Genomic DNA, 19,899 nt, shown 5'->3' with positions numbered 1-19,899 from the left:
TCAATTACATCCATGAACTTTGAAGAAAATCACTCATATAAAAGTGTTGGAATGAAGTGTAAACAAGTTATGAGTATGGAAATAACGAAATGTTTTATTGCAGCCCACTTCGAGCTTATTTCTCATTATTTTTTGTCTTATTGTTTAATATCCATTCAGATATTGAATTGATAAATTCCTGAGGTTGTCTCTGCCACTGCCAGTAAGTATATGGCCAATTCCAATCAGTACCATTCAGCTTCCCTTCTGTTATCATATCGTGTCCGCAATCTTTTATGGTAACAATTTTATACTCCTTGCCTGAATTCTTTAGGTAAGTTTCCATTTTGTTTTTATTTTCTGCTGGCGGCACCAATACATCTTTTTCTCCAAAGACACTTAAAACAGGGCATTTTATTTTACTTAAAGCTTCTTTAGGGTCATACTTATTTCTTCTCCACCATACTATGTCATCCCCGGTCTGTGATTGGGGTATGTCAAGATAATCTATCCATTTTTCATCTTTTATTTTTGAGGCATATGCTTTAAGCACTTCCCAATCTTTTATATTATTACTTTGAATATATTTGAAAAAAAGCCTTGAATAATGAAGCGCGGAATCAATGGATTCTTTCGAATATCCTTCATCAGTTAACGTATATTGAACACGGTTAATATCTTGTTCATAAAGAGAAACTGCCGGACCTACTATTAAAATTGCGAAACCACAGTTTGAAACTTTATTTGCAGCAAGCGGCACAATCCATCCTCCCTGACTTGCACCAAGAAAGCCTATTTTGGCATAATTTAAATCTTTTCTTCCTTTTATATAGTTAAAAGCAGAAACAGCATCATCTGCCAGATCATTGAAATCTGCAGATGAAAAATTACCGGTTGATTTACCGGTTCCGCGTTTGTCATAAAGTAAAACGCCAATTCCTTTACTTGCCAGAATATAAGCTAATGAGTGATACCAAGGGGTATTTCTGTCTTCCCATCCGGACCGGTGTACCAAAATTACATAAGGAATAGGTTTCTCTGATTTTTTTGGTTTAAACAAAACTCCTGCAAGCGAAATACCGGCATTTGTAAACTTAATTTCTTCTTCTGAAAAGTTTTTTTCTTTTGAGACTGCTTTTTTCAGGTGAATTCGGATTTTAGGATTATTATCCTTACTGACACCTGTTAAATCTCCCGTTTTTGAATCTAAAAAACAATAAAAATCCCCATAGAATATTTTTATATTCAAAGTGTCTTTGCTCTGGGATATTTTTTCTACGGGAACATCCATATAACCAATTTCAGGGATATCATATGTCGTTTTGTCTATATTAAAATTAATTGAAATTAACTGAACAGATCCATCCCGTGTCATCGCTCCCTCATAATACCCTTGTGGTAACTGGCTATAAAAGATTTGTCCTGTTAAGAAAAAGAGAATTATATAAATTGATTTCATTAAATGAATTTATATAAAATTTCTTATACTCTTCCAGACAATAAGGTTAAAATTATATCATACCCTTTTTCTGACTCAAATTTTAAACATAAAAGCCGTAACCAACTCATTTTTCGTATTCTGTCTTTGAAAAGTTCACATTTTATCCAATTTCATTTACGTTGATAGAGAGTACAAGGTTAATAATAACTTACCTCATCCGGCTTTCCTCTTTCTATTATTCCATTCTTTTTGAAATAGCTGCAGCCAGATTTTTAATCTTCATTTTCAAAGATTCCGGTTCCAGCACGGTGGCATGATCCGCAAAAGTGATGACCCAGCGGGGAAATCCATCTGTTATCCATTCTGTTTCAAAAGTGAGCTCTACTCCTTGTTCGGTTTCTACTTCTTCTATCATTCCGTAATATTTTTTAGAATTCACAAGGTGCGGCATGATCTTTTTGTCTACCAGAAGCTTAGCTCTGACTTTATTTCCATTTAACTTTTTACGATAATCATTAACCTGCCCGTATTCCTGTAGAAAAGGCTGCAGGGTTTTCGAAATCTCTAAAATCCGGTCTATACGAAACTGTCTGAAATCTTTTCTCAGGGTGCAGAATGCCATGATATACCAAAAGTTAAACTCAAAAAACATCCCAACAGTTTCTATTATTCTGTTATTCACCCTTCCATCTACCGTCTGATATTTTATGTTTAACTGGGTTTTCTCTGCAATACTCTCCAGAATAATGGGAATTACATTTTTAAGTGAATCTCCGGAATCTGTATGAAAACTGAAAACATCAATCTGTTTTTCAATATTTTTAATGAGATTTTTGTCAGAATACTTCAACACTGACCGCACTTTTTCCATCGCAGCCTGATAGTGATTTCCTAAGCTTTGATGGGAAAATTTCTGCATCAGTTTTTCTGCGGTTATAAAACTCAAAACCTCTTCTTTGGTAAACATAATCGGAGGAAGTTTGTACCCGTCCATTAAGGAATAGCCGTTTCCTGCTTCTCCCACAATAGGAATTCCTGCATTTTCAAGGGTTTTCACATCACGATAAATCGTTCTGATACTTACATCAAACTTTTCAGCCAGATCCTGTGCGCGTACTACAGGCTTTGACTGTAACTGGGTAAGTATGGCAGTTACCCGATCGAGTTTTTTAAGATAGTGGTCGTTCATTTATTGATTGACAAAATTATAAATTTTCACGGCTTTAATTGTCTTTATAAGTATTCACTAATTTATCAAGGTTCAGGCTGCGTGCAGAAGCATCAAAAATTTCCCTGTAAGTGCCTTCTTTATTGTAAAGTTCATCATGAGTTCCGTTTTCAACCACGCTTCCCTTTTTCATCACATAAATGATATCCGAATCCAAAATCTGGGACAACGAATGGGAAATAATGATAACAGTTCTTCCTTCTTTTATGGCATCCAAAGAATTTTTTATCTGTTCTGTGGCAATGGCATCCAGGCTTGCAGTAGGTTCATCCAAAAAGATGATCGGAGGATTTTTAAGAAACAACCTTGCAATGGCAATTCTCTGCTGCTGTCCTCCTGAAAGCTGCGTAGCATCATGTTGATATTGGTCTGGCAAATCCATGATCTGATCATGCAGATAAGCTTTTTTAGCAGCTTCCTGAATTTCATCAAAACTCGCATTCATATCTCCGTAACGAATATTGTCTTCAATACTCCCCTGGAAGATATGATTTTTCTGAAGCACCAGACCGAGATCACTTCTGAGGAAAGTATTGTTATAATCATTCAGATTGACACCATCCAGCAGAATTTCTCCGGAATCAGGAAGATAAAATTTACATAGGAGATTAATTACTGTTGATTTTCCTGCACCGCTCAGTCCCACCAAAGCAGTTGTTTTTCCATTTTCAATTTTCATGGATACATTATGCAAGGCTTTTGTACCGTTGGGATAAGTAAAATCAATATTTTTCAGTTCAAAATTTCCTTTAATCTCTTTTTCTACAAAATTTCCATTAGGTTCTGTTTCGTTTTCTGCATTTAAAATATCAAAATATCCTTCGGCGTAGATCATAGCATCATTCATATCATCATAAATTCTGTGCAGCTGGCGGATAGGTGCTGAAACATTGTTAAAAAGCATAATATGAAGCATAATAGCTCCTATTGTCATCTGTTGATCGAGAACGAGATAAACCGTTAAAAGGATAATCAAAACCACTCCGAACTGTTCAATGAATGTTTTCAACCCATCATAAATAAAATTGGTTCTTCTTGTGATCATCTGACTTTCCATCAACTCCATCTGAAGGTCATATTGTTTTTTCCCTTCAAATTTTTCCCTTACAAAACTTTTGATCACCATAATGGAATTAATCAGATTCAATAACCCGGAAGTCTTTTTTTCTCTCTGATTCCTGAGCTGGCGGCGAACTCCACCTAATTTTTTTGCCTGAAGAGAGCTGATATAAAAATAAATCGGCACAATGATAGTAGATACCAATCCTACATATATATTCTGCATATACATAATAATCAGTGCAATAATTGCATTGGAGAAAAGCGGCAGAATATCAATGAAAAAATTCTGAACCAGTCTTGTAAGGCTTTCTATGCCACGATCTATCCTAATCTGCAGTTTTCCTGATTCGTGATTTTCATCGTTAAAGTAGGCAACTCTATAAGTTAGAATTTTGTCAATCGCAGACTGTGCCAACACAGAACTCACATTAATCCTGATCTTCTCTCCATAAAACTTCTGCCCGAAGTTGATAAAAATATTTAAGAGTTCTTTTCCAAGTAAAATAATGGAAATGATAATCAGGATATGAATTCCTTCTGACATTGGATGGGGAAGATGGGTTAACTTCGTCACCTCATCTACTGTATATTTCAAAACAATCGGGTTCACCTGTGCTGCCAGAGCCCCCAGAAAAGTAAGAAACAATGTTCCGTAAATCATGGGGCGGTAAGGTCTTATAAAAGGGACCAGCTGCTTATAAATTCCGAATAAAGTAACTGTTCTGTTGAAAGGTTTTGCCATAAGTATACAGGATCTGGATCTTTAGTAAAAATAAGCCTTTTTTAAGACACTTCATAGAAAAAGCCTGCGTTATGCAGGCTGATCTTATTTTTATGTGAAAAATTTTAATATCGTGTTTTCAAAACTATTTCTCCCAATTCCAAAAGCTCATCCTGTTGTGTAAAATGAACTCTCCCTTTTTTAGAGAATACTTCCCAGGCAATAATGGAAACAATATCATCAACAATTCCCGGCTCTTTGGAGTCATCTGCATATTCAAATGTTCTTTCATCAATCATTTTTACAGGCTGTTCATAATCCTTATGAATCATTAACAGGTCTCCCCGCCCATCCAGAGCTGCCTGATAAATTTCCTGCAGATCTGTAAGAACCTTTCCTTCTGAAACTGATTCTTTAATTTCTCCGATGGCGGATGTACGTTTTTCTTTTTGTTGGGCTTTAATGATCTCGTAGGCCTGTTCAACAATATGATGTTCCTCCGCAGATTCATAATCTTTATGATCATGGCCTATATAGATCTGAGGTAAATCTGCTACTTCCATCAGTTTACTGAAATTATCAGCTGTACTGATTACTACAACATTCAGATCCAGTTTCTTGTGAATCTCCACTACTGATTTATCAACCCGGTTAAAATATTCTTTGATCTGATTATCTACCTGTTTGGCATCACTTCTTACATCAGCATGGGTAATATAGAAAGGGTTTTGCGGAAAGGGAAAACCTTCTTCCCGAATTTCTTTAATGATAGCGTCATTTACTGCTTCATAGAGCCGGGTTCCACTTTGTGTTAAAACCAAAATAAGATATTCCTGAGCTCTAACTGCTGCTTTAATGATGGGTCTCACTGCAAATTTCTCATCAACCTCAACAACATTTCCCCTTGATTTCCATGTTGATTTTATAATTTCCTCAGTGTCATTTGACAGGAATATGTGTAAGCTATCAAGATTATACTGATGATCTATTTTACTCCCAATAGTATCTAATTTTTCCAATACGCCAGTAGCAGGTCTTTTGCCATATTCTTCAGTCACACGGTTTTCTGCTTCTTTTATAAGATTTTTAAGAACAATTTCATCCTGCTGGTTTTCAGGAAATGTTCTATGGGTATTAAGTGAAATACTTACACATGGTTCATTTTGTTCATTAGCCAGCTTTTGCAATTTTTCTTTTAGTAACATACTCTTGTATTTTTGGTGTTAATCAATTGAATGGCAGCTTTTACCATTGATGTTAGTAAATACAAAAATTACACCTTTGAGGAGATTGGAAAGGTGTTACTTAAGAAAAATGAAATATGTCAGTAATTTGAAAATTCTAATTTACCTGCAATAAAGGTCATAAAGTTTATCCCTCAAACATATAAGTCGTCAGATAATGCAGCTCAGTCTTGCTTGCTCCTTTTGAGTCTGCTTCTGCCTGCTCAAGAGAATATTGTGAATTGATTTCTTTTTTCTGGAATACAAATGAATTGTTTGCATTTTTATCTACTACATCATTGAAAATATGTTCTATTTCAGAGTTCGCTAATGAAGCAAAGCTAATATCTTCGAAGCCATACATCAGTCTCAGGTCATCAAACTGTTTGAAATTTTCATCTACAAATCCTTGTAGATGGGCTTTAGAATCAAAATTACCAGCCCAAATATTGTAAGCATATTTTTTCTTTTTAGGCTTATCTAAAATACTTTGATAAACGAAGTTTTCCCCAAGATATGCTTCTCTTACCTGCGGATCATTGGCAAGATCTTCCGGAAGTCCTTCTTTCAGGATCTTCCCTTCGAACATAATATAGGTTTTATTAGTAATTGCCAATGTCTGCTGTACGTTGTGGTCTGTAATCAGAATACCGATATTTTTATCTACAAGGCTTCTTACAATTTTCTGGATATCTTCAACGGCGATAGGGTCTACTCCGGCAAAAGGTTCATCCAGAAGAATAAAATTCGGACTTGTAGCCAGACAACGGGCAATTTCCGTTCTACGTCTTTCTCCTCCGGAAAGAAGATCTCCTCTGTTTTTACGAACGTGCTGTAGAGAAAACTCTTCGATGAGTTCATCACATTTGATCTGTTGCTCACGCTTTGAAAGCTTGGTCAGCTGCAATACTCCCATGATATTTTCTTCTACTGAAAGCTTTCTGAAAACCGAAGCTTCCTGTGCCAGATAACCGATTCCTTTTTGAGCTCTTCTATACATTGCATCAGTAGTAATCTCTTGTTTATCCAGGAAAATTTTCCCTGAAGTGGGCTTAACCAACCCTACGATCATATAAAACGATGTTGTTTTTCCGGCTCCGTTCGGACCTAATAAACCAACAATTTCTCCCTGCTGAACCTGTACAGAAACGCCTTTTACAACTTTTTTAGGACCGTATTCCTTGATTAAGTTTTCTCCTCGTAAAATCATAGGACAAATATATCAAAAATATAAACTCGCTGAGAGGCGAAAAAGTAAAAAAGAGAAAGGGCAAAATCATAAAATTATCATAAACAAATTTACCTTTTCATTGTTTTATCTTTTTTCTTCTTGTAACTTTTCATCATCTTAAACTACTTATCATAAAACATATCAATCAATTACAAACATTAAAATGGAAAATTACGGTTACACAAAAACAGAAAACACCCAGAGCCAGCAGAGTAATATTCCTTATCGTTCGGAAAAAAAACTTCCTGCCGCATTATTGGGAATTCTTGTAGGCTGGCTGGCCTTAAATAAATTTTATCTGGGATACACTAAAGAAGGTATTATTCAGCTGATTCTGAATATTGTCACGTTGGGAGCTGCTTCTGTTATTCCTTTTATTGAGGGAATTTTATACCTTTTCATGAGCGACAAACAATTTGATGACACTTATGTCTATGGAAGAAAAGGATGGTTATAAATGAATATCATAATAACTCAAAAAAAACAGGCTGTTCTTAATTGAACAGCCTGTATCTTTTTATATTGAATGTCTTAATCAGGGCAAGCCAAATGCTCTATAACACATGGATACCAGATGCCTTTGCACCATGTTCCGCAATTTGGATTATCAATAATCACTTCTCCCCCTTTGATTTCTTTCAATTGATTTCTCTCAATCTTTTTAAGATTTCTCATAAATAAATTTTTTGATGTTTTAATTATTTCGTTTCTCGAAATTAGTTTAATTCAAAAATAGCAGTTTTATCTATGTGAAAGTCTTTGATGGAGAGCATTAACTTAACATTAACGTTTGTATTTTTTCAACGATTCTATAAATCTCATTTATTCAACAAAATAGCAGCTTCTTTTGCAAAATAAGTAAAAATCATATCTGCTCCTGCTCTTTTGAAGCATGTCAGGCTTTCAATGATTGTTTTGTCATTATCCAGCCATCCGTTTTGAGCTGCCGCTTTTACCATTGCATATTCTCCACTTACGTTGTATACTGCGATCGGAAGATCAATGGCTTCACGTACTTTTGAAACGATATCAAGATAAGGAAGTCCCGGCTTGATCATGATCACATCTGCGCCTTCATCAATATCCTTAAATACTTCATTTAATGCTTCACGTGTATTATGGAAGTCCATCTGATAGGTTTTTTTATCTTTAGGAATTTCCATATCATCTTTTGGAGCACTGTCCAGAGCACTTCTGAAAGGTCCGTAGAAAGAGCTTGCATATTTGGCTGCATAGCTTACAATTCCTACATCTGTAAATCCGCTTTCTTCCAATGCTTCACGAATCACCAGCACTCTTCCATCCATCATATCGCTTGGTGCCACAAGATCTGCCCCTGCTTCAGCATGAGAAACAGACATTCTTGCCAGTGCATCATTGGTAGCATCATTTAAGATCTTTCCATTTTCAATGATTCCGTCATGTCCATAAATTGAATAAGGATCCAGAGCTACATCCGGCATCACCATCATTCCCGGAACAGCATCTTTGATGGCCTTGATTGTGTTCTGCATTAATCCGTCTTTGTTCCAGGCTTCTTTTCCTGTATTGTCTTTCAGGTGATCTGACACTTTCATGTACAAATTGACAGCTTTTACACCTAAAGAAAATAATTCCTTACATTCCTTCACTGTTAAATCTATACTCCGCCTAAAAATTCCCGGCATAGACGGGATTGCCTCCTGCATGTTTTCGCCCTCCATTACGAAGATCGGCATTACAAAATCATCAGTTGTAAGCACATTTTCTCTTACCAAACTTCTGATAGATTCATTAACTCTAAGTCTTCTATTTCTTGAATGTATCATTTTGGAATACTTTTTGAATAAGTTTTTACAAATTTAATATAAGTTCTACAAAAAACTATTGTATGAAATTATTGAATTTATTATATTTGTTACATATATTCGAGAAATTATAAATTTGATGAAAAAACTTTTACTTTTAATTCTATTTACAGGCACTTTTGTTGGGTTTTCCAACAATTTAAAAGCTCAACTAAGAGAGCCGGGTTCCATCTCTCAAAGAGCAGATGATGGTGTTTTGCTTGCCTATCCAAATCCTGCAAAGGATTTCCTTATTATTAAGGCAAAAGATTCTTCTTTAAGAATCAAAAGCGTGACTTTTTATTCAATTTTGGGTATGCAGGTCGCTAATTATACCGTAAATATGAACTCCGGGGAAATCAATATTGAAAAACTGAAACCGGGAAAATATATGATTAGGTATATTTTAAGTGACAACACGCAAAAAGTTACTCAAATCGTAAAACAATAAATTAAAATCCTGATAATCATCAGGATTTTTTCTTTTACATTAATTGTGTTTTAATATTTCCGTAACTTTCGGAACTTTTTTATACTAATTGTAAAAAAACAATTTAATGCTAAAAGCTGAACATATTAAAAAGACTTATAATGCCGGAAAAAAAGTAGCATTGGATGATTTCAGCATCCATGTTCCAAAAGGCAGTATTTATGGTCTTTTAGGACCTAACGGAGCTGGAAAGACCTCTTTTATCCGTATCATCAATCAGATCACTCAGGCAGATTCAGGGGAAATTCATATCAATGGAGAAAAACTGAACCCTGAACATATTAAAAATATCGGCTATATGCCTGAGGAAAGAGGATTGTACAAAAACATGAGCGTTGGCGATCAGATTCTTTATTTCGGCGAGCTGAAGGGAATGAGTAAAAGTGATGCCCTGAACGAGGCAAAAAAATGGTTTGAAAAACTGAACATCGACCAATGGTGGAAGAAAAAGCTTTCTGAACTTTCTAAAGGAATGGCTCAGAAAATTCAGTTTGTGGTAACCGTACTTCACAGACCTCATCTTCTTATCCTCGACGAACCTTTTTCCGGCTTTGATCCCGTGAATGCCAATTTAATAAAAGATCAGATTATTGATCTTAAAAATAACGGTACTACGATCATTCTTTCTACTCACAGAATGGAAAGTGTAGAGGAGATGTGTGATTATGTTGCATTGATCAACAATTCAAAGAAAATTATTGACGGAAGAGTTTTTGACGTAAGGGAAAAATTCAAGAAAAATATTTTCGGGGTTACCCTTTCTGAAGTTAGTAATGATCAATTTGAAAGTTTTAAGAACAAATATGAAATTTTCAATTTTTCAAATAACAATAATCTTGTGTCTTTCGATCTGAAAAATGAGGCCGGGCAGAATAATATTCTTCTCGATCTTGTACAGGTAGGCAAGGTAAGATCGTTTGATGAAAGGATCCCTAGTATGAATGAAGTGTTTATTAATGCTGTAAGTAACCATTCTTAATTTTTATGAATAATATTTTTTTAATTACCAAGAGAGAGTTTCTTACCCAGGTTAAGAAAAAATCTTTCATTATACTGACATTACTTGCTCCTGTTATGATCATTGCTTTTGGTGCAGTGATCGGATTAATGTTCAAAGCAAATGAGTCACATAGTATTATTGAAGTTGTTGACAAAAGCGGCTTGTTCACCAATCAGCTCAAGTCAAATGATAAGTTAAATTACGTATTTGTTTCTGCTGCTGACGAAAAGTCCAAGATCAATAATTTAAAAGGAAATGAATCCCTGGACGGAATTTTGGTTCTTCCGGAGCTCAAAAATCAGAATTTTGATGCACTTGAAAAAGATACCCGATTGGTTATTAACAACAAAATAGGGTTTGATACCAAGCAGCAAATTGTTTCTGATATCAGCAATGTTGTTAAGAAAGAAAAAATAAAGCAATTAGGTATTCAGGAAATTCAGTTAAATGATCTTGACAAGGGCTTTACCCTGAAAACCATTAATGTTACGGATAATAACAAAGAGGATTCTGATCTTGCGTTTGGCGTAAAATCGGGTCTGAGTATGATATTGATGTATGTTACCTTTATGTTCATCATTATTTATGGGGTTAGAGTAATGCGAAGTGTTCTTGAGGAAAAGAACAACCGGGTTGTAGAAATCATCATTTCTTCGGTAAAACCTTTTGAGCTCATGATGGGGAAGATTTTAGGAGTAACTTTGGTTGCGCTTACTCAGTTTATTATCTGGATCACGATGTCCGTAATCGGTGCATTGGTTCTTAATACCGGATTCTCTCCTCTCCAAAAGGGAATTCCTGGCGGAAATGAAGAAATTGCAAGTAAACTGGATATGGGACAGCTTGCCACTCAGATTTCCCACAGTTTACTGGAACTGAACTTCCCACTAATCATCTTTGTATTCATAGTGTTCTTCCTGTTAGGATACGTTTTCTACAGTTCCATCTATGCCGCAATTGGTTCTGCGGTAGATAATGAAACAGAGACCCAGCAGTTCACCCTGTTTGCGATTCTTCCATTAACATTAGGAATGTATGGGAGTTTTACTTTAATGAACAATCCGGATGGTCCGCTAGGCTTCTGGCTGTCTATCATTCCGTTTACATCTCCCGTAGCAATGATTGCAAGAATCCCGTTTGGTGTTCCTGCATGGCAGATTGCATTATCTATTGTATTATTGCTGGCAACCACTGTTTTTATGATCTTCCTAGCCGGAAAAATCTATCGTGTGGGTATTTTGATGTATGGGAATAAGGCTACCTTAAAGGAGCTTTGGAAATGGATTAAAGGGTAACTAAGAGCTTGATTGCGAAAGAGCGAAAAAGGCAAAGGCAATTGAGATAGCTAAGAATAAAAAGGGCAAATTTGCATATAAGCAGATTTGCCCTTTAAAATTTTTCAAATTTAATGATGTATTTTTCAATCATTATCTTATTGAATTTAAATTGAGTGGCCAAACGCCAATTACTAGTAACTAGGTAACTTTTTATAAAAACAAAAATCCCGGAAATTTGATTTCCGGGATTTTATATATTCTGAATAAATGATTTATTTGAATATGTAGCTTAAGGTAAGTGCAAGAACCTGTTCTGATTTTTTCTTATCAGTACCTCCTTTTTCTTTTGCAAGACCAGGGTAAGTATCTGAAAGACCCAGATCGTATTTTAAAGCTACTTCAAGTTGTCTCTTATAGCTATATCCAACTCCCAGTCCTAAGCCCCAGTTAAAGCTTTTCGCTTTTCCGTTCACTCCAGGTGCCTGTGTAGGATCAATAACATCCGGATCATAATAAGGTCTGCCAACAGGTGCATTTTTAACATCTTGATTTAACAAGAAATTAAATCTGGGACCTATTAATCCAAAGAACTCTGATTCAGCTTCTGAAAAGTATCCTTTAAAATAAAGCGGCACACTCAGATAGTTATTGGCATATACTGCATTATAACCATCTTTTCCTTTAGCATCTTTATCTTTTCCGGTTTCTCCAGCACCATAGTACAGAACCTCCGGTTGAATAAAGAATTGGTTTGCCTTCCCTACGGGGATTAATGCCAAAGCTCCACCTTGAAAAGTGTATCTTGGGCCTGAAGGGTTATGGGCATTGGCTACTCTTGAGTAGTTTAAACCTCCGGTAAGACCGAATCTTGTACTTTTCCACTGCACTTGGGCAAAGGATAAAGCAGAAAGAGTCAAAGCTGAGGCTAATAAAAGTTTTTTCATATGATTTGGGTTTTATATTATCCTAGAACTTTAGCTACGGTAGCACCGATATCAGCTGGAGAATCAACAACGTTGATACCATTCTCTCTCATGATCTCCATTTTTGCCTGAGCTGTATCTTCTGCACCTCCTACAATAGCACCAGCATGTCCCATTGTTCTTCCTTTTGGAGCTGTTTGTCCTGCGATGAACCCTACAACTGGTTTAGTAGATCCGCTAGCTTTGTACCATCTTGCAGCTTCAGCTTCTAATCCACCACCGATTTCACCGATCATTACAACCGCTTCAGTTTCCGGATCGTTGATGAATAATTCCAAAGCTTCTCTTGTAGTTGTTCCGATGATTGGGTCACCACCGATTCCGATTGCTGTAGAAATACCGTAACCTGCTCTTACAACCTGGTCAGCAGCTTCGTAAGTAAGAGTACCTGATTTTGAAACGATACCTACTTTTCCTTTTTTGAAAACGAAACCTGGCATAATACCAATTTTAGCTTCTTCAGAAGTAATGATTCCAGGGCAGTTTGGTCCGATTAATCTGCAGTCTCTGTCAGCGATATAAGATTTTACTTTTACCATATCAGCTACAGGAATACCTTCAGTAATACATACAATTACTTTGATACCTGCTTCAGCAGCTTCCATGATAGCGTCTGCTGCGAATGCCGGTGGTACGAAAATGATACTTACATTTGCTCCTGCTTTTTCAACAGCGTCAGCTACTGTGTTGAATACCGGCTTTCCTAAGTGCTCGCTACCTCCTTTTCCCGGAGTAACACCACCTACAACGTTTGTTCCGTATTCAATCATCTGACCAGCGTGGAAAGTTCCTTCGTTCCCTGTAAATCCTTGTACAATTACTTTAGAATCTTTGTTTACTAAAATTGACATTTTATTGTTGTTTTAATTTATTTATTATTTTATTAATGCTCACAAATTTACTTAAATTTCTTTGATTTTGGATAAAACCTTTGGAATTGTTTATTTGAGATTTCTCAGTTTTACCTCTTTTTTTAGGTAAGTTTTGAAATCTTCTGCAAACATGCCGATATAAGTTCCTTTTTCAAGGTCTCTGTTCACTCCTGTTTTTCCTAAAAGTACAGATCCGGCCTCAATTTTATTACCTGAAGCGATTCCTACCTGCCCCCATAATGTAACCTCATCTCCTATAATGCAGCAACCTGCAATTCCCACCTGAGAAGCAATCAGACATTTTTTCCCGATAACGGTATCATGTCCTATCTGAATCTGATTATCCAGTACAGACCCCTCTCCAATGATCGTAGTATCTGTAACACCTCTGTCAATGGTACATCCATTTCCAATCTCCACATTATTTTCAATAACAACATTTCCTACAGAAATTAAACGGTCAAAGTTTCCATTTAATTTCCTGTAATAGAAAGCATCACCTCCTAAAACAGTATTGGACTGGATGATCACATTATCTCCGATCTCCGTTCTGTCTCCAATGACCACATTAGGAAAAATAAGGGTATTTTTTCCGATCTTCACATTGTTTCCGATCACTGCGGAAGGGTGTATTTTTGTTCCCTCCCCTATTTCAACATCATGAAGCTCTTCTGTAAAATTATATATTCTGGTAAAATGAGTATTGATCTTGTTAAAGTCTCTGAAAGGATCATCAGAAACTAAAAGGGCTTTGCCTTCCGGGCATTCCACTTCTTTATCAATTAAAATAATAGTTGCTGCAGAATTTAATGCTTTATCATAGTATTTGGGATGGTTTACAAAAACAATATCACCTGGCCTTACCATATGAATTTCATTGGTTCCCAATACTTCAAAGTCTTCCGGCCCTACAAATGCTGAGCCTATTAAATCTGCAATTGTTTTAAGCTTTTGCGGAGAATGGAATCTCATAACAATAGATTTTCTTATAAAACAAAATTCGGACTGCTAATGCAAACCGAATTAATGTAATTTTTATTTATTCTTTTACTCTTTCTAAGTAGCTACCGTCTTCAGTGCTTACTTTAATTCTGTCTCCCGGCTCAATGAACAAAGGAACCATTACTCTTGCTCCTGTTTCAACGATTGCGTTTTTAAGAGCGTTTGTAGCTGTATTTCCTTTTACTCCCGGATCAGCTTCGATAACATCAAGATATACTGACTGTGGAAGTTCTGCAGAAAGCGGAGTCTCGTCAGCTTCTTTCAAAATGATGGTTACTTCTTCACCAGCTTTCATAAACTGGGAGTTCTCGATCATTTCTTTATTGATATATAATTGAGAGAAGTCATCATTGTTCATGAAGTGGAATCCGTTCTCATCATCATACAGATACTGGAACTTTCTGGTGATTACTTTTACTTCATCAATTTTGTGCCCCGCAGAGAAAGTATTATCAATTACTTTACCATTGGTTACTGACTTTAATTTTGTTCTTACGAAAGCAGGTCCTTTTCCTGGTTTTACGTGAAGGAACTCGATTACTTTAAAAATATCATTGCTATATTCGATGCAAAGACCTTTTCTGATATCGTTACTTGTTGCCATTAATATATATTATTCTTTATTTTGTTTTAAAAATAGGAACCTGTACCTGCATGGTACCTGGTCCTTGCTGTCCTCCCGGTAGTGGATTCACCACTTTACCAGCAGGTGAAATGTGTGAACCATTGGTCGTATTGTTAAACATGGTATTACTACGATTCAACTGATTGACATTATACTGAACTTGTGAATTATCCTCATATTTCTTAAAGTATGATTCATTGTTCAGGCTCTTCTTCATTACACTGTTTACATTGTTTTTGGCAATACTGTCATTTTGTTCAGATGTACGGCTTCTTTCAATAATTGGCTTTGAAGATTCTGTTTTTGCATTTGAATCTTTAGTTTTTTGTCCTGTTACAATAGCTGAGAACAAAAAGGCTAATGTTAAAAATAGATTTTTCATAATGTGTGTGTTTTTTTATATTGTTAATTGCTTTCTTTACCAGTTCCGTAACCTTTCACAATACCTCTTGGGGAATTTTGGATAAATTGTAGAATCTCGTCTCTTTCAGCAGTGGGAAGCATTTCCTTTTCAATATGGGAAATTGCCTGAGAGACATTCATTTTCATCTGGAAGATCGCTCTGTAGATTTTCTGAATTTCAAAGATTTTCTCATTAGTAAATCCCCTTCTTCTTAATCCCACAGAGTTGATCCCTGCATAAGACATCGGCTCTCTTGCTACTTTTACGTAAGGCGGGATATCTTTTCTTACCAGCGTACCTCCGGAAATCATCACATGTTTTCCGATTTTTCCAAACTGGTGAACTGCCGATAACCCTCCCATTACGGTATAATCCCCGATCTCAACGTGGCCTGCAATACCACAACCGTTTACAATAATAACGTGATCTCCGATGACGCAGTCATGAGCAATATGTGAAGTTGCCATGATGAGGCAATTTGCTCCTATTTTGGTATATCCGAGAGCTTTAGTTCCTCTGTTTACGGTAACACACTCTCTGATTGTAGTTTCATCTCCGATGATTACCTGGGTATCTTCACCATCAAATTTAAGATCCTGGGGAATGGCAGAGATTACAGTACCGGGAAAAATTCTACAATTTTTCCCTATCCTTGCTCCATCCATAATGGTCACGTTTGGACCAATCCAGGTTCCTTCTCCAATTTCTACGTCTCCTGCAATTGTAGTAAAAGGTTCTACAATTACATTTTTGCTGATTTTCGCACGTTTATCTACGGCTGCTAATTGATGAATCATTTAATCAACTTTATTTTTTGCAACTTGAGCCATAAGCTCTGCTTCAACTGCCACTGTGTCTCCTACATATCCGTACCCCTGCATGTGAACGATACCTCTTCTGATAGGCTCTATCAACTCAATTTTGAAGATAAGCGTATCTCCCGGAATTACTTTTCTCTTGAATTTCACCTTATCAATTTTGATGAAATATGTAGAATAGTTTTCAGGATCAGGAACGCTGGCCAACACAAGGATACCTCCTGTCTGAGCCAATGCTTCTACCTGAAGTACTCCAGGCATTACCGGCTCTTTGGGGAAATGTCCAACAAAGAAGGGTTCATTCATGGTAACATTCTTTAATCCTACCACATGTGAATCTGAAAGTTCAAGAACCTTATCAATTAATAAGAACGGAGGTCTGTGAGGCATAAGCTTCATAATTCCGTTGATATCGAATACAGGTTCTTTAGTTAGATCAAAATCCGGAACGTTTTTCTTCTTTTGCAATTTCCACTGGCGGTTCAGTTTTTTTGCAAATTGTGTATTTACAAAATGTCCTGGTTTGTTGGCAATCACTTTACCTTTTATTTTCACTCCTGCTAAAGCCAGATCACCAATTACATCCAGTAATTTGTGTCTCGCCGCTTCGTTAGGGTAATTTAAATTAAGATTATCAAGAATACCGTTCGGTCTGATTGACACATTGTCTTTTCCGAAGGCTTTCTTTAATTTTTCTGTAGTTTCAGGAGTAAGATCTTTATCTACATATACAATTGCATTGGAGATATCACCACCTTTAATCAAACCGTGATCTAAAAGCATTTCCAGCTCATGCAGGAAGCTGAATGTTCTTGCCGATGAGATTTCGTCTTTAAATTCTGAAATATTTTTAAGAGTAGCATTCTGAGTCCCTAAAACTTTAGTCCCAAAATCTACCATGGTTGTTACTTCGTATGTATCTGAAGGGATGATTGTGATTTCCGAACCTGTAGCCGGATCACTATATGTAAGAACTTCTTTTACTACCAGATATTCTCTTGCTACGCCCTGTTCTGCAACTCCAACACTTTCGATAGCCTCAACAAAGTATTTTGAAGATCCATCCAAAATAGGAGGTTCGGAAGCATCCATTTCTAAAACGGCGTTATCAATATCACAACCAACAAGGGCTGCTAGAAGGTGTTCACAAGTAGTAATCTTTACTCCTAATTTTTCTAATGTTGTTCCTCTTTCCGTTGCTACAACATAATTTACATCTGCCTCTACCTGAGGGTGTCCCTCCAGGTCTGTTCTTACGAATACAAAACCTGTATTTTCTTTAGCAGGTTTAATGGTAAGTTTTACTTCTTTACCCGTGTGAAGACCAATTCCAGAAAGAGTTACCTCTTGCTGAAGTGTTTTTTGCATATCACTCATTAGTATTATCTTTTGAGTTATTCTCAAGATTATTTATTCTGTTTACGATTCCGGGCAGGTTCCTGAAATGAACATAACTTCTCAAATAGTCATTATAGCTGATTGCTGGTGAACCGTACAATGTCTCTTTATCGTTAACGCTTGAATTCACGCCACTCTGAGCCTGAATTTTCACCTGATTTCCGATTTTGATATGTCCAACAATTCCAACCTGTCCTCCAATCTGATTCCAATCACCGATGGTAGTAGAACCTGCAATTCCTGCCTGTGCTGCAATTACATTGTTCTGCCCTATTTTTACATTGTGAGCAATCTGAATCAGGTTATCGATTTTTGTTCCTTTTCCTATAATTGTAGAGCCTATTGTAGCTCTGTCTATACTACAATTTGAACCAATTTCCACATCATCTTCAATAATCACATTTCCAAGCTGTGGTATTTTTTTAAATCCTTCAGCGGTTGGCTGGAAACCAAAACCGTCACCTCCTACTACTGTATTGGAATGAATTACACAGTTATCCCCAATAATACAGTAGTCATAAATCCTGGCTCCACTGTCAATTTTACAATTTTTACCAATCTTTACTCCTTTTCCTATATATACATGCGGATAAATCTGTGAACCTTCCCCGATTTTAGCTTTCTCAGAAACATAGGTAAATGCCCCGATATATGCTTTATCTCCTATCACTGCGGTATCATGGATGGATGAACCGTCTTCAATACCTTCTTTCCTTCCCTGCATTTCCTGATATAAGTTCATCAGAATCTGAAAAGAAAGATAGGCATCTTTTACAACGATTAAGGTAGGGTTATAATGATTTTTTTCCAGAAGTTTTTCCGAAACGATGATAACTGAACATTTTGAGGTCCCTAAAAAATGAGAAAACCTATCCTGTGCAATAAAAGAAAGGTGTCCTGATTCCCCATTTTCAATTGGTGAAACCCCTGTAATAAGTGCATTCTCGTCACCTATTATTTTTCCGTCAATAAAACTTGCAATTTGCGAAGCTGTAAATTCCATATTCTGCAAAGATAAGAAATTCTATAATTTGCAAACATTTTTTGGTTTCAGATCGTAAATTTTAATATTCTTTAAGAGTCCAGTTTGGAGATATCTCTTGGAAACATAAGAATATAGCGTGTTGTTTTATTCACCATCAACCCTGATAAAAGCTGATCTTCGGACTCATGAAGCCTTGTTCTTTTTCCGTTTTTTTGCAATAAATAGATCGGCTGTTTCTCGGCATGATACGGTAATAATTTTCTTTTTATTTCATGAACCAATTCTTCCCCGTTATCAATTCCGAAAAATTCATTAGTATTTTTTACTTTTTCTTCAATTATTTTCTGGTCAAACGGATGAGATGAGATAATTGTTTTCGGCAGATTTCTCTGAATTACACATTGACACCAATATGACAAGATGATGTCGTCCGAATTCTGCCATTCTTTCATAGCCTGAATCACATCATTATCATCTAGTTTTGTAAATCTTTCTATATCTTCATCCGTTGCCACTGTTTTCCCACGATACAAAAAGTATTTTAAATTATCCGTAGCCGGAAGATCAGCCCCCTGAGAGATCAGGTATTTTGCTCTTTCCAGGATTTTAACTAAAAGAAATTCAGCAAGCGCAGACGTTTTATGATAATAAACCTGCCAATACATAAACATTCTGGCGGTAAGAAAATTTTCAATGGAATAGATTCCTTTAGCATCAATTACCAATTCTCCTTCTTCGCATACATTCATCATGGAAATAATTCTCTGGGTATTAATATTTCCTTCGGATACTCCCGTAAAAAAGCTGTCTCTTTTAAGGTAATCCAGTCTATCAACGTCCAACTGTGATGAAATAAGCTGATTAAAGAATTTTCGGTGATATTTCCCCTGAAACATTTCAATAGCCATAGATAACTGCCCGCCAAACTCCTCGTTCAGTTTATTCATTAATAATAAGGACAGATTTTCATGATGCCAGTCATCCATCAGCATACTTTCAAGCGCATGAGAGAACGGACCATGACCAATATCATGCATCAGAATCGCCAGCATCGCTCCCTTTTCTTCTTCTTCAGAAATTTTCACCCCTTTCTGTTTCAGTGTTTCCAATGCTGTAAACATCAGATGCATTGCTCCCAGCGCATGATGGAATCTTGTGTGAGTAGCCCCCGGAAATATCAGATTCAGAAGACCGGTCTGCCCGATTCTTCTTAACCTTTGAAAATAGGGATGCTCAATGACATCAAATAAAATTTCGTGTGGAATTTTGATAAACCCGTGAACAGGATCGTTGATGATTTTTAGCTTATTCTGCATTGAAACTTCAATATTAGTA

Annotated in this window: 19 protein-coding genes and 1 pseudogene; 4 read left to right on the top strand and 16 right to left on the bottom strand. The window is 36.2% G+C overall.

Annotated elements, in window-relative coordinates:
* Positions 1 to 115 precede the first annotated feature (115 nt).
* From F3J23_RS02680 to lptB, 5 genes and pseudogenes are all read right to left on the bottom strand, one after another.
* Positions 116 to 1,438: an alpha/beta hydrolase family protein gene (locus F3J23_RS02680; RefSeq protein ID WP_167023674.1), complete on the bottom strand. Its 1,323-nt coding sequence runs from the start codon at positions 1,436 to 1,438 to the stop codon at positions 116 to 118.
* A gap of 217 nt (positions 1,439 to 1,655) precedes the next feature.
* On the bottom strand, positions 1,656 to 2,609 hold the full coding sequence (locus F3J23_RS02675) for a helix-turn-helix transcriptional regulator (protein WP_167023671.1): 954 nt from the start codon (positions 2,607 to 2,609) through the stop codon (positions 1,656 to 1,658).
* 34 nt (positions 2,610 to 2,643) lie between these two features.
* Entirely contained in the window at positions 2,644 to 4,371 is a 1,728-nt protein-coding gene (locus F3J23_RS02670) for an ABC transporter ATP-binding protein (RefSeq protein ID WP_167024582.1), read from the bottom strand.
* Between the two features lie 185 nt (positions 4,372 to 4,556).
* The gene (locus F3J23_RS02665; RefSeq protein ID WP_167023668.1) at positions 4,557 to 5,636 is read right to left on the bottom strand and encodes a hypothetical protein; all 1,080 of its coding nucleotides are present in this window, start codon (positions 5,634 to 5,636) and stop codon (positions 4,557 to 4,559) included.
* A gap of 502 nt (positions 5,637 to 6,138) precedes the next feature.
* Positions 6,139 to 6,864, bottom strand: a pseudogene (gene lptB / locus F3J23_RS02660) (LPS export ABC transporter ATP-binding protein); the annotation flags it as partial.
* A gap of 184 nt (positions 6,865 to 7,048) precedes the next feature.
* Here lptB and F3J23_RS02655 point away from each other — a divergent pair.
* Positions 7,049 to 7,342, top strand: coding sequence for a TM2 domain-containing protein (locus F3J23_RS02655; protein ID WP_167023662.1), 294 nt, complete (start codon positions 7,049 to 7,051; stop codon positions 7,340 to 7,342).
* Positions 7,343 to 7,416: 74 nt separating this feature from the next.
* Here F3J23_RS02655 and F3J23_RS02650 read toward each other — a convergent pair whose 3' ends face one another.
* Positions 7,417 to 7,560 (bottom strand): bacteriocin-like protein, encoded by a 144-nt coding sequence (locus tag F3J23_RS02650; protein ID WP_167023659.1) that lies wholly within the window; start codon positions 7,558 to 7,560, stop codon positions 7,417 to 7,419.
* Between the two features lie 143 nt (positions 7,561 to 7,703).
* Entirely contained in the window at positions 7,704 to 8,693 is a 990-nt protein-coding gene (gene hemB / locus F3J23_RS02645; protein WP_167023656.1) for a porphobilinogen synthase, read from the bottom strand.
* Positions 8,694 to 8,811: 118 nt separating this feature from the next.
* Between hemB and F3J23_RS02640 the strand changes: the two genes are divergently transcribed.
* The 3 genes from F3J23_RS02640 to F3J23_RS02630 all read left to right on the top strand — a co-directional run bounded on the left by F3J23_RS02640 (position 8,812) and on the right by F3J23_RS02630 (position 11,496).
* Positions 8,812 to 9,162, top strand: coding sequence for a T9SS type A sorting domain-containing protein (locus F3J23_RS02640; protein ID WP_167023653.1), 351 nt, complete (start codon positions 8,812 to 8,814; stop codon positions 9,160 to 9,162).
* Positions 9,163 to 9,268: 106 nt separating this feature from the next.
* Positions 9,269 to 10,180, top strand: coding sequence for an ABC transporter ATP-binding protein (locus tag F3J23_RS02635; protein ID WP_167023650.1), 912 nt, complete (start codon positions 9,269 to 9,271; stop codon positions 10,178 to 10,180).
* A 5-nt stretch (positions 10,181 to 10,185) separates the two neighbouring features.
* Positions 10,186 to 11,496 (top strand): ABC transporter permease, encoded by a 1,311-nt coding sequence (locus tag F3J23_RS02630; RefSeq protein WP_167023647.1) that lies wholly within the window; start codon positions 10,186 to 10,188, stop codon positions 11,494 to 11,496.
* 254 nt (positions 11,497 to 11,750) lie between these two features.
* On the opposite strand, the gene F3J23_RS02625 is transcribed toward F3J23_RS02630, so the two are convergent.
* From F3J23_RS02625 to F3J23_RS02585, 9 genes are all read right to left on the bottom strand, one after another.
* Entirely contained in the window at positions 11,751 to 12,422 is a 672-nt protein-coding gene (locus tag F3J23_RS02625) for a porin family protein (protein ID WP_167023644.1), read from the bottom strand.
* Between the two features lie 17 nt (positions 12,423 to 12,439).
* Entirely contained in the window at positions 12,440 to 13,312 is an 873-nt protein-coding gene (gene sucD / locus F3J23_RS02620; protein WP_034735515.1) for a succinate--CoA ligase subunit alpha, read from the bottom strand.
* Positions 13,313 to 13,402: 90 nt separating this feature from the next.
* Positions 13,403 to 14,305, bottom strand: coding sequence for an LpxD N-terminal domain-containing protein (locus tag F3J23_RS02615; protein WP_167023641.1), 903 nt, complete (start codon positions 14,303 to 14,305; stop codon positions 13,403 to 13,405).
* Between the two features lie 67 nt (positions 14,306 to 14,372).
* The gene (gene efp, locus F3J23_RS02610; RefSeq protein WP_076596574.1) at positions 14,373 to 14,939 is read right to left on the bottom strand and encodes an elongation factor P; all 567 of its coding nucleotides are present in this window, start codon (positions 14,937 to 14,939) and stop codon (positions 14,373 to 14,375) included.
* Positions 14,940 to 14,955: 16 nt separating this feature from the next.
* Complete coding sequence (locus tag F3J23_RS02605) at positions 14,956 to 15,342, bottom strand: hypothetical protein (protein WP_167023638.1); 387 nt, start codon at positions 15,340 to 15,342, stop codon at positions 14,956 to 14,958.
* 23 nt (positions 15,343 to 15,365) lie between these two features.
* The gene (gene lpxA / locus F3J23_RS02600; RefSeq protein ID WP_047434491.1) at positions 15,366 to 16,160 is read right to left on the bottom strand and encodes an acyl-ACP--UDP-N-acetylglucosamine O-acyltransferase; all 795 of its coding nucleotides are present in this window, start codon (positions 16,158 to 16,160) and stop codon (positions 15,366 to 15,368) included.
* On the bottom strand, positions 16,161 to 17,558 hold the full coding sequence (locus tag F3J23_RS02595; RefSeq protein ID WP_047378743.1) for a bifunctional UDP-3-O-[3-hydroxymyristoyl] N-acetylglucosamine deacetylase/3-hydroxyacyl-ACP dehydratase: 1,398 nt from the start codon (positions 17,556 to 17,558) through the stop codon (positions 16,161 to 16,163).
* Positions 17,551 to 18,582: a UDP-3-O-(3-hydroxymyristoyl)glucosamine N-acyltransferase gene (lpxD, locus tag F3J23_RS02590; protein WP_167023635.1), complete on the bottom strand. Its 1,032-nt coding sequence runs from the start codon at positions 18,580 to 18,582 to the stop codon at positions 17,551 to 17,553. Before lpxD ends, F3J23_RS02595 begins: the two co-directional genes overlap by 8 nt.
* A 71-nt stretch (positions 18,583 to 18,653) precedes the next feature.
* Positions 18,654 to 19,880 carry an HD domain-containing protein gene (locus F3J23_RS02585; RefSeq protein WP_167023632.1) on the bottom strand — a complete coding sequence of 409 codons (1,227 nt, stop codon included), beginning with the start codon at positions 19,878 to 19,880 and terminating at the stop codon, positions 18,654 to 18,656.
* Between the last annotated feature and the right edge of the window lie 19 nt (positions 19,881 to 19,899).

Origin of the sequence: Chryseobacterium sp. Tr-659 (genome assembly GCF_011752975.1) — a bacterium.
Lineage (GTDB): Bacteria > Bacteroidota > Bacteroidia > Flavobacteriales > Weeksellaceae > Chryseobacterium.
This window is presented reverse-complemented; position numbering and strand designations above follow the sequence as displayed.

Bases quoted from the DNA above. Each gene is read 5' to 3' on its own strand.
- F3J23_RS02630 (WP_167023647.1), top strand. From the start codon at position 10,186: ATGAATAATATTTTTTTAATTACCAAGAGAGAGTTTCTTACCCAGGTT.
- F3J23_RS02585 (WP_167023632.1), bottom strand. From the start codon at position 19,880: ATGCAGAATAAGCTAAAAATCATCAACGATCCTGTTCACGGGTTTATC.
- lpxA (WP_047434491.1), bottom strand. From the start codon at position 16,160: ATGATTCATCAATTAGCAGCCGTAGATAAACGTGCGAAAATCAGCAAA.
- F3J23_RS02605 (WP_167023638.1), bottom strand. From the start codon at position 15,342: ATGAAAAATCTATTTTTAACATTAGCCTTTTTGTTCTCAGCTATTGTA.
- F3J23_RS02635 (WP_167023650.1), top strand. From the start codon at position 9,269: ATGCTAAAAGCTGAACATATTAAAAAGACTTATAATGCCGGAAAAAAA.
- F3J23_RS02625 (WP_167023644.1), bottom strand. From the start codon at position 12,422: ATGAAAAAACTTTTATTAGCCTCAGCTTTGACTCTTTCTGCTTTATCC.
- F3J23_RS02675 (WP_167023671.1), bottom strand. From the start codon at position 2,609: ATGAACGACCACTATCTTAAAAAACTCGATCGGGTAACTGCCATACTT.
- lpxD (WP_167023635.1), bottom strand. From the start codon at position 18,582: ATGGAATTTACAGCTTCGCAAATTGCAAGTTTTATTGACGGAAAAATA.
- F3J23_RS02595 (WP_047378743.1), bottom strand. From the start codon at position 17,558: ATGAGTGATATGCAAAAAACACTTCAGCAAGAGGTAACTCTTTCTGGA.
- F3J23_RS02670 (WP_167024582.1), bottom strand. From the start codon at position 4,371: ATGATTTACGGAACATTGTTTCTTACTTTTCTGGGGGCTCTGGCAGCA.
- F3J23_RS02615 (WP_167023641.1), bottom strand. From the start codon at position 14,305: ATGAGATTCCATTCTCCGCAAAAGCTTAAAACAATTGCAGATTTAATA.
- hemB (WP_167023656.1), bottom strand. From the start codon at position 8,693: ATGATACATTCAAGAAATAGAAGACTTAGAGTTAATGAATCTATCAGA.
- F3J23_RS02650 (WP_167023659.1), bottom strand. From the start codon at position 7,560: ATGAGAAATCTTAAAAAGATTGAGAGAAATCAATTGAAAGAAATCAAA.
- F3J23_RS02655 (WP_167023662.1), top strand. From the start codon at position 7,049: ATGGAAAATTACGGTTACACAAAAACAGAAAACACCCAGAGCCAGCAG.
- F3J23_RS02640 (WP_167023653.1), top strand. From the start codon at position 8,812: ATGAAAAAACTTTTACTTTTAATTCTATTTACAGGCACTTTTGTTGGG.
- efp (WP_076596574.1), bottom strand. From the start codon at position 14,939: ATGGCAACAAGTAACGATATCAGAAAAGGTCTTTGCATCGAATATAGC.
- F3J23_RS02680 (WP_167023674.1), bottom strand. From the start codon at position 1,438: ATGAAATCAATTTATATAATTCTCTTTTTCTTAACAGGACAAATCTTT.
- F3J23_RS02665 (WP_167023668.1), bottom strand. From the start codon at position 5,636: ATGTTACTAAAAGAAAAATTGCAAAAGCTGGCTAATGAACAAAATGAA.
- sucD (WP_034735515.1), bottom strand. From the start codon at position 13,312: ATGTCAATTTTAGTAAACAAAGATTCTAAAGTAATTGTACAAGGATTT.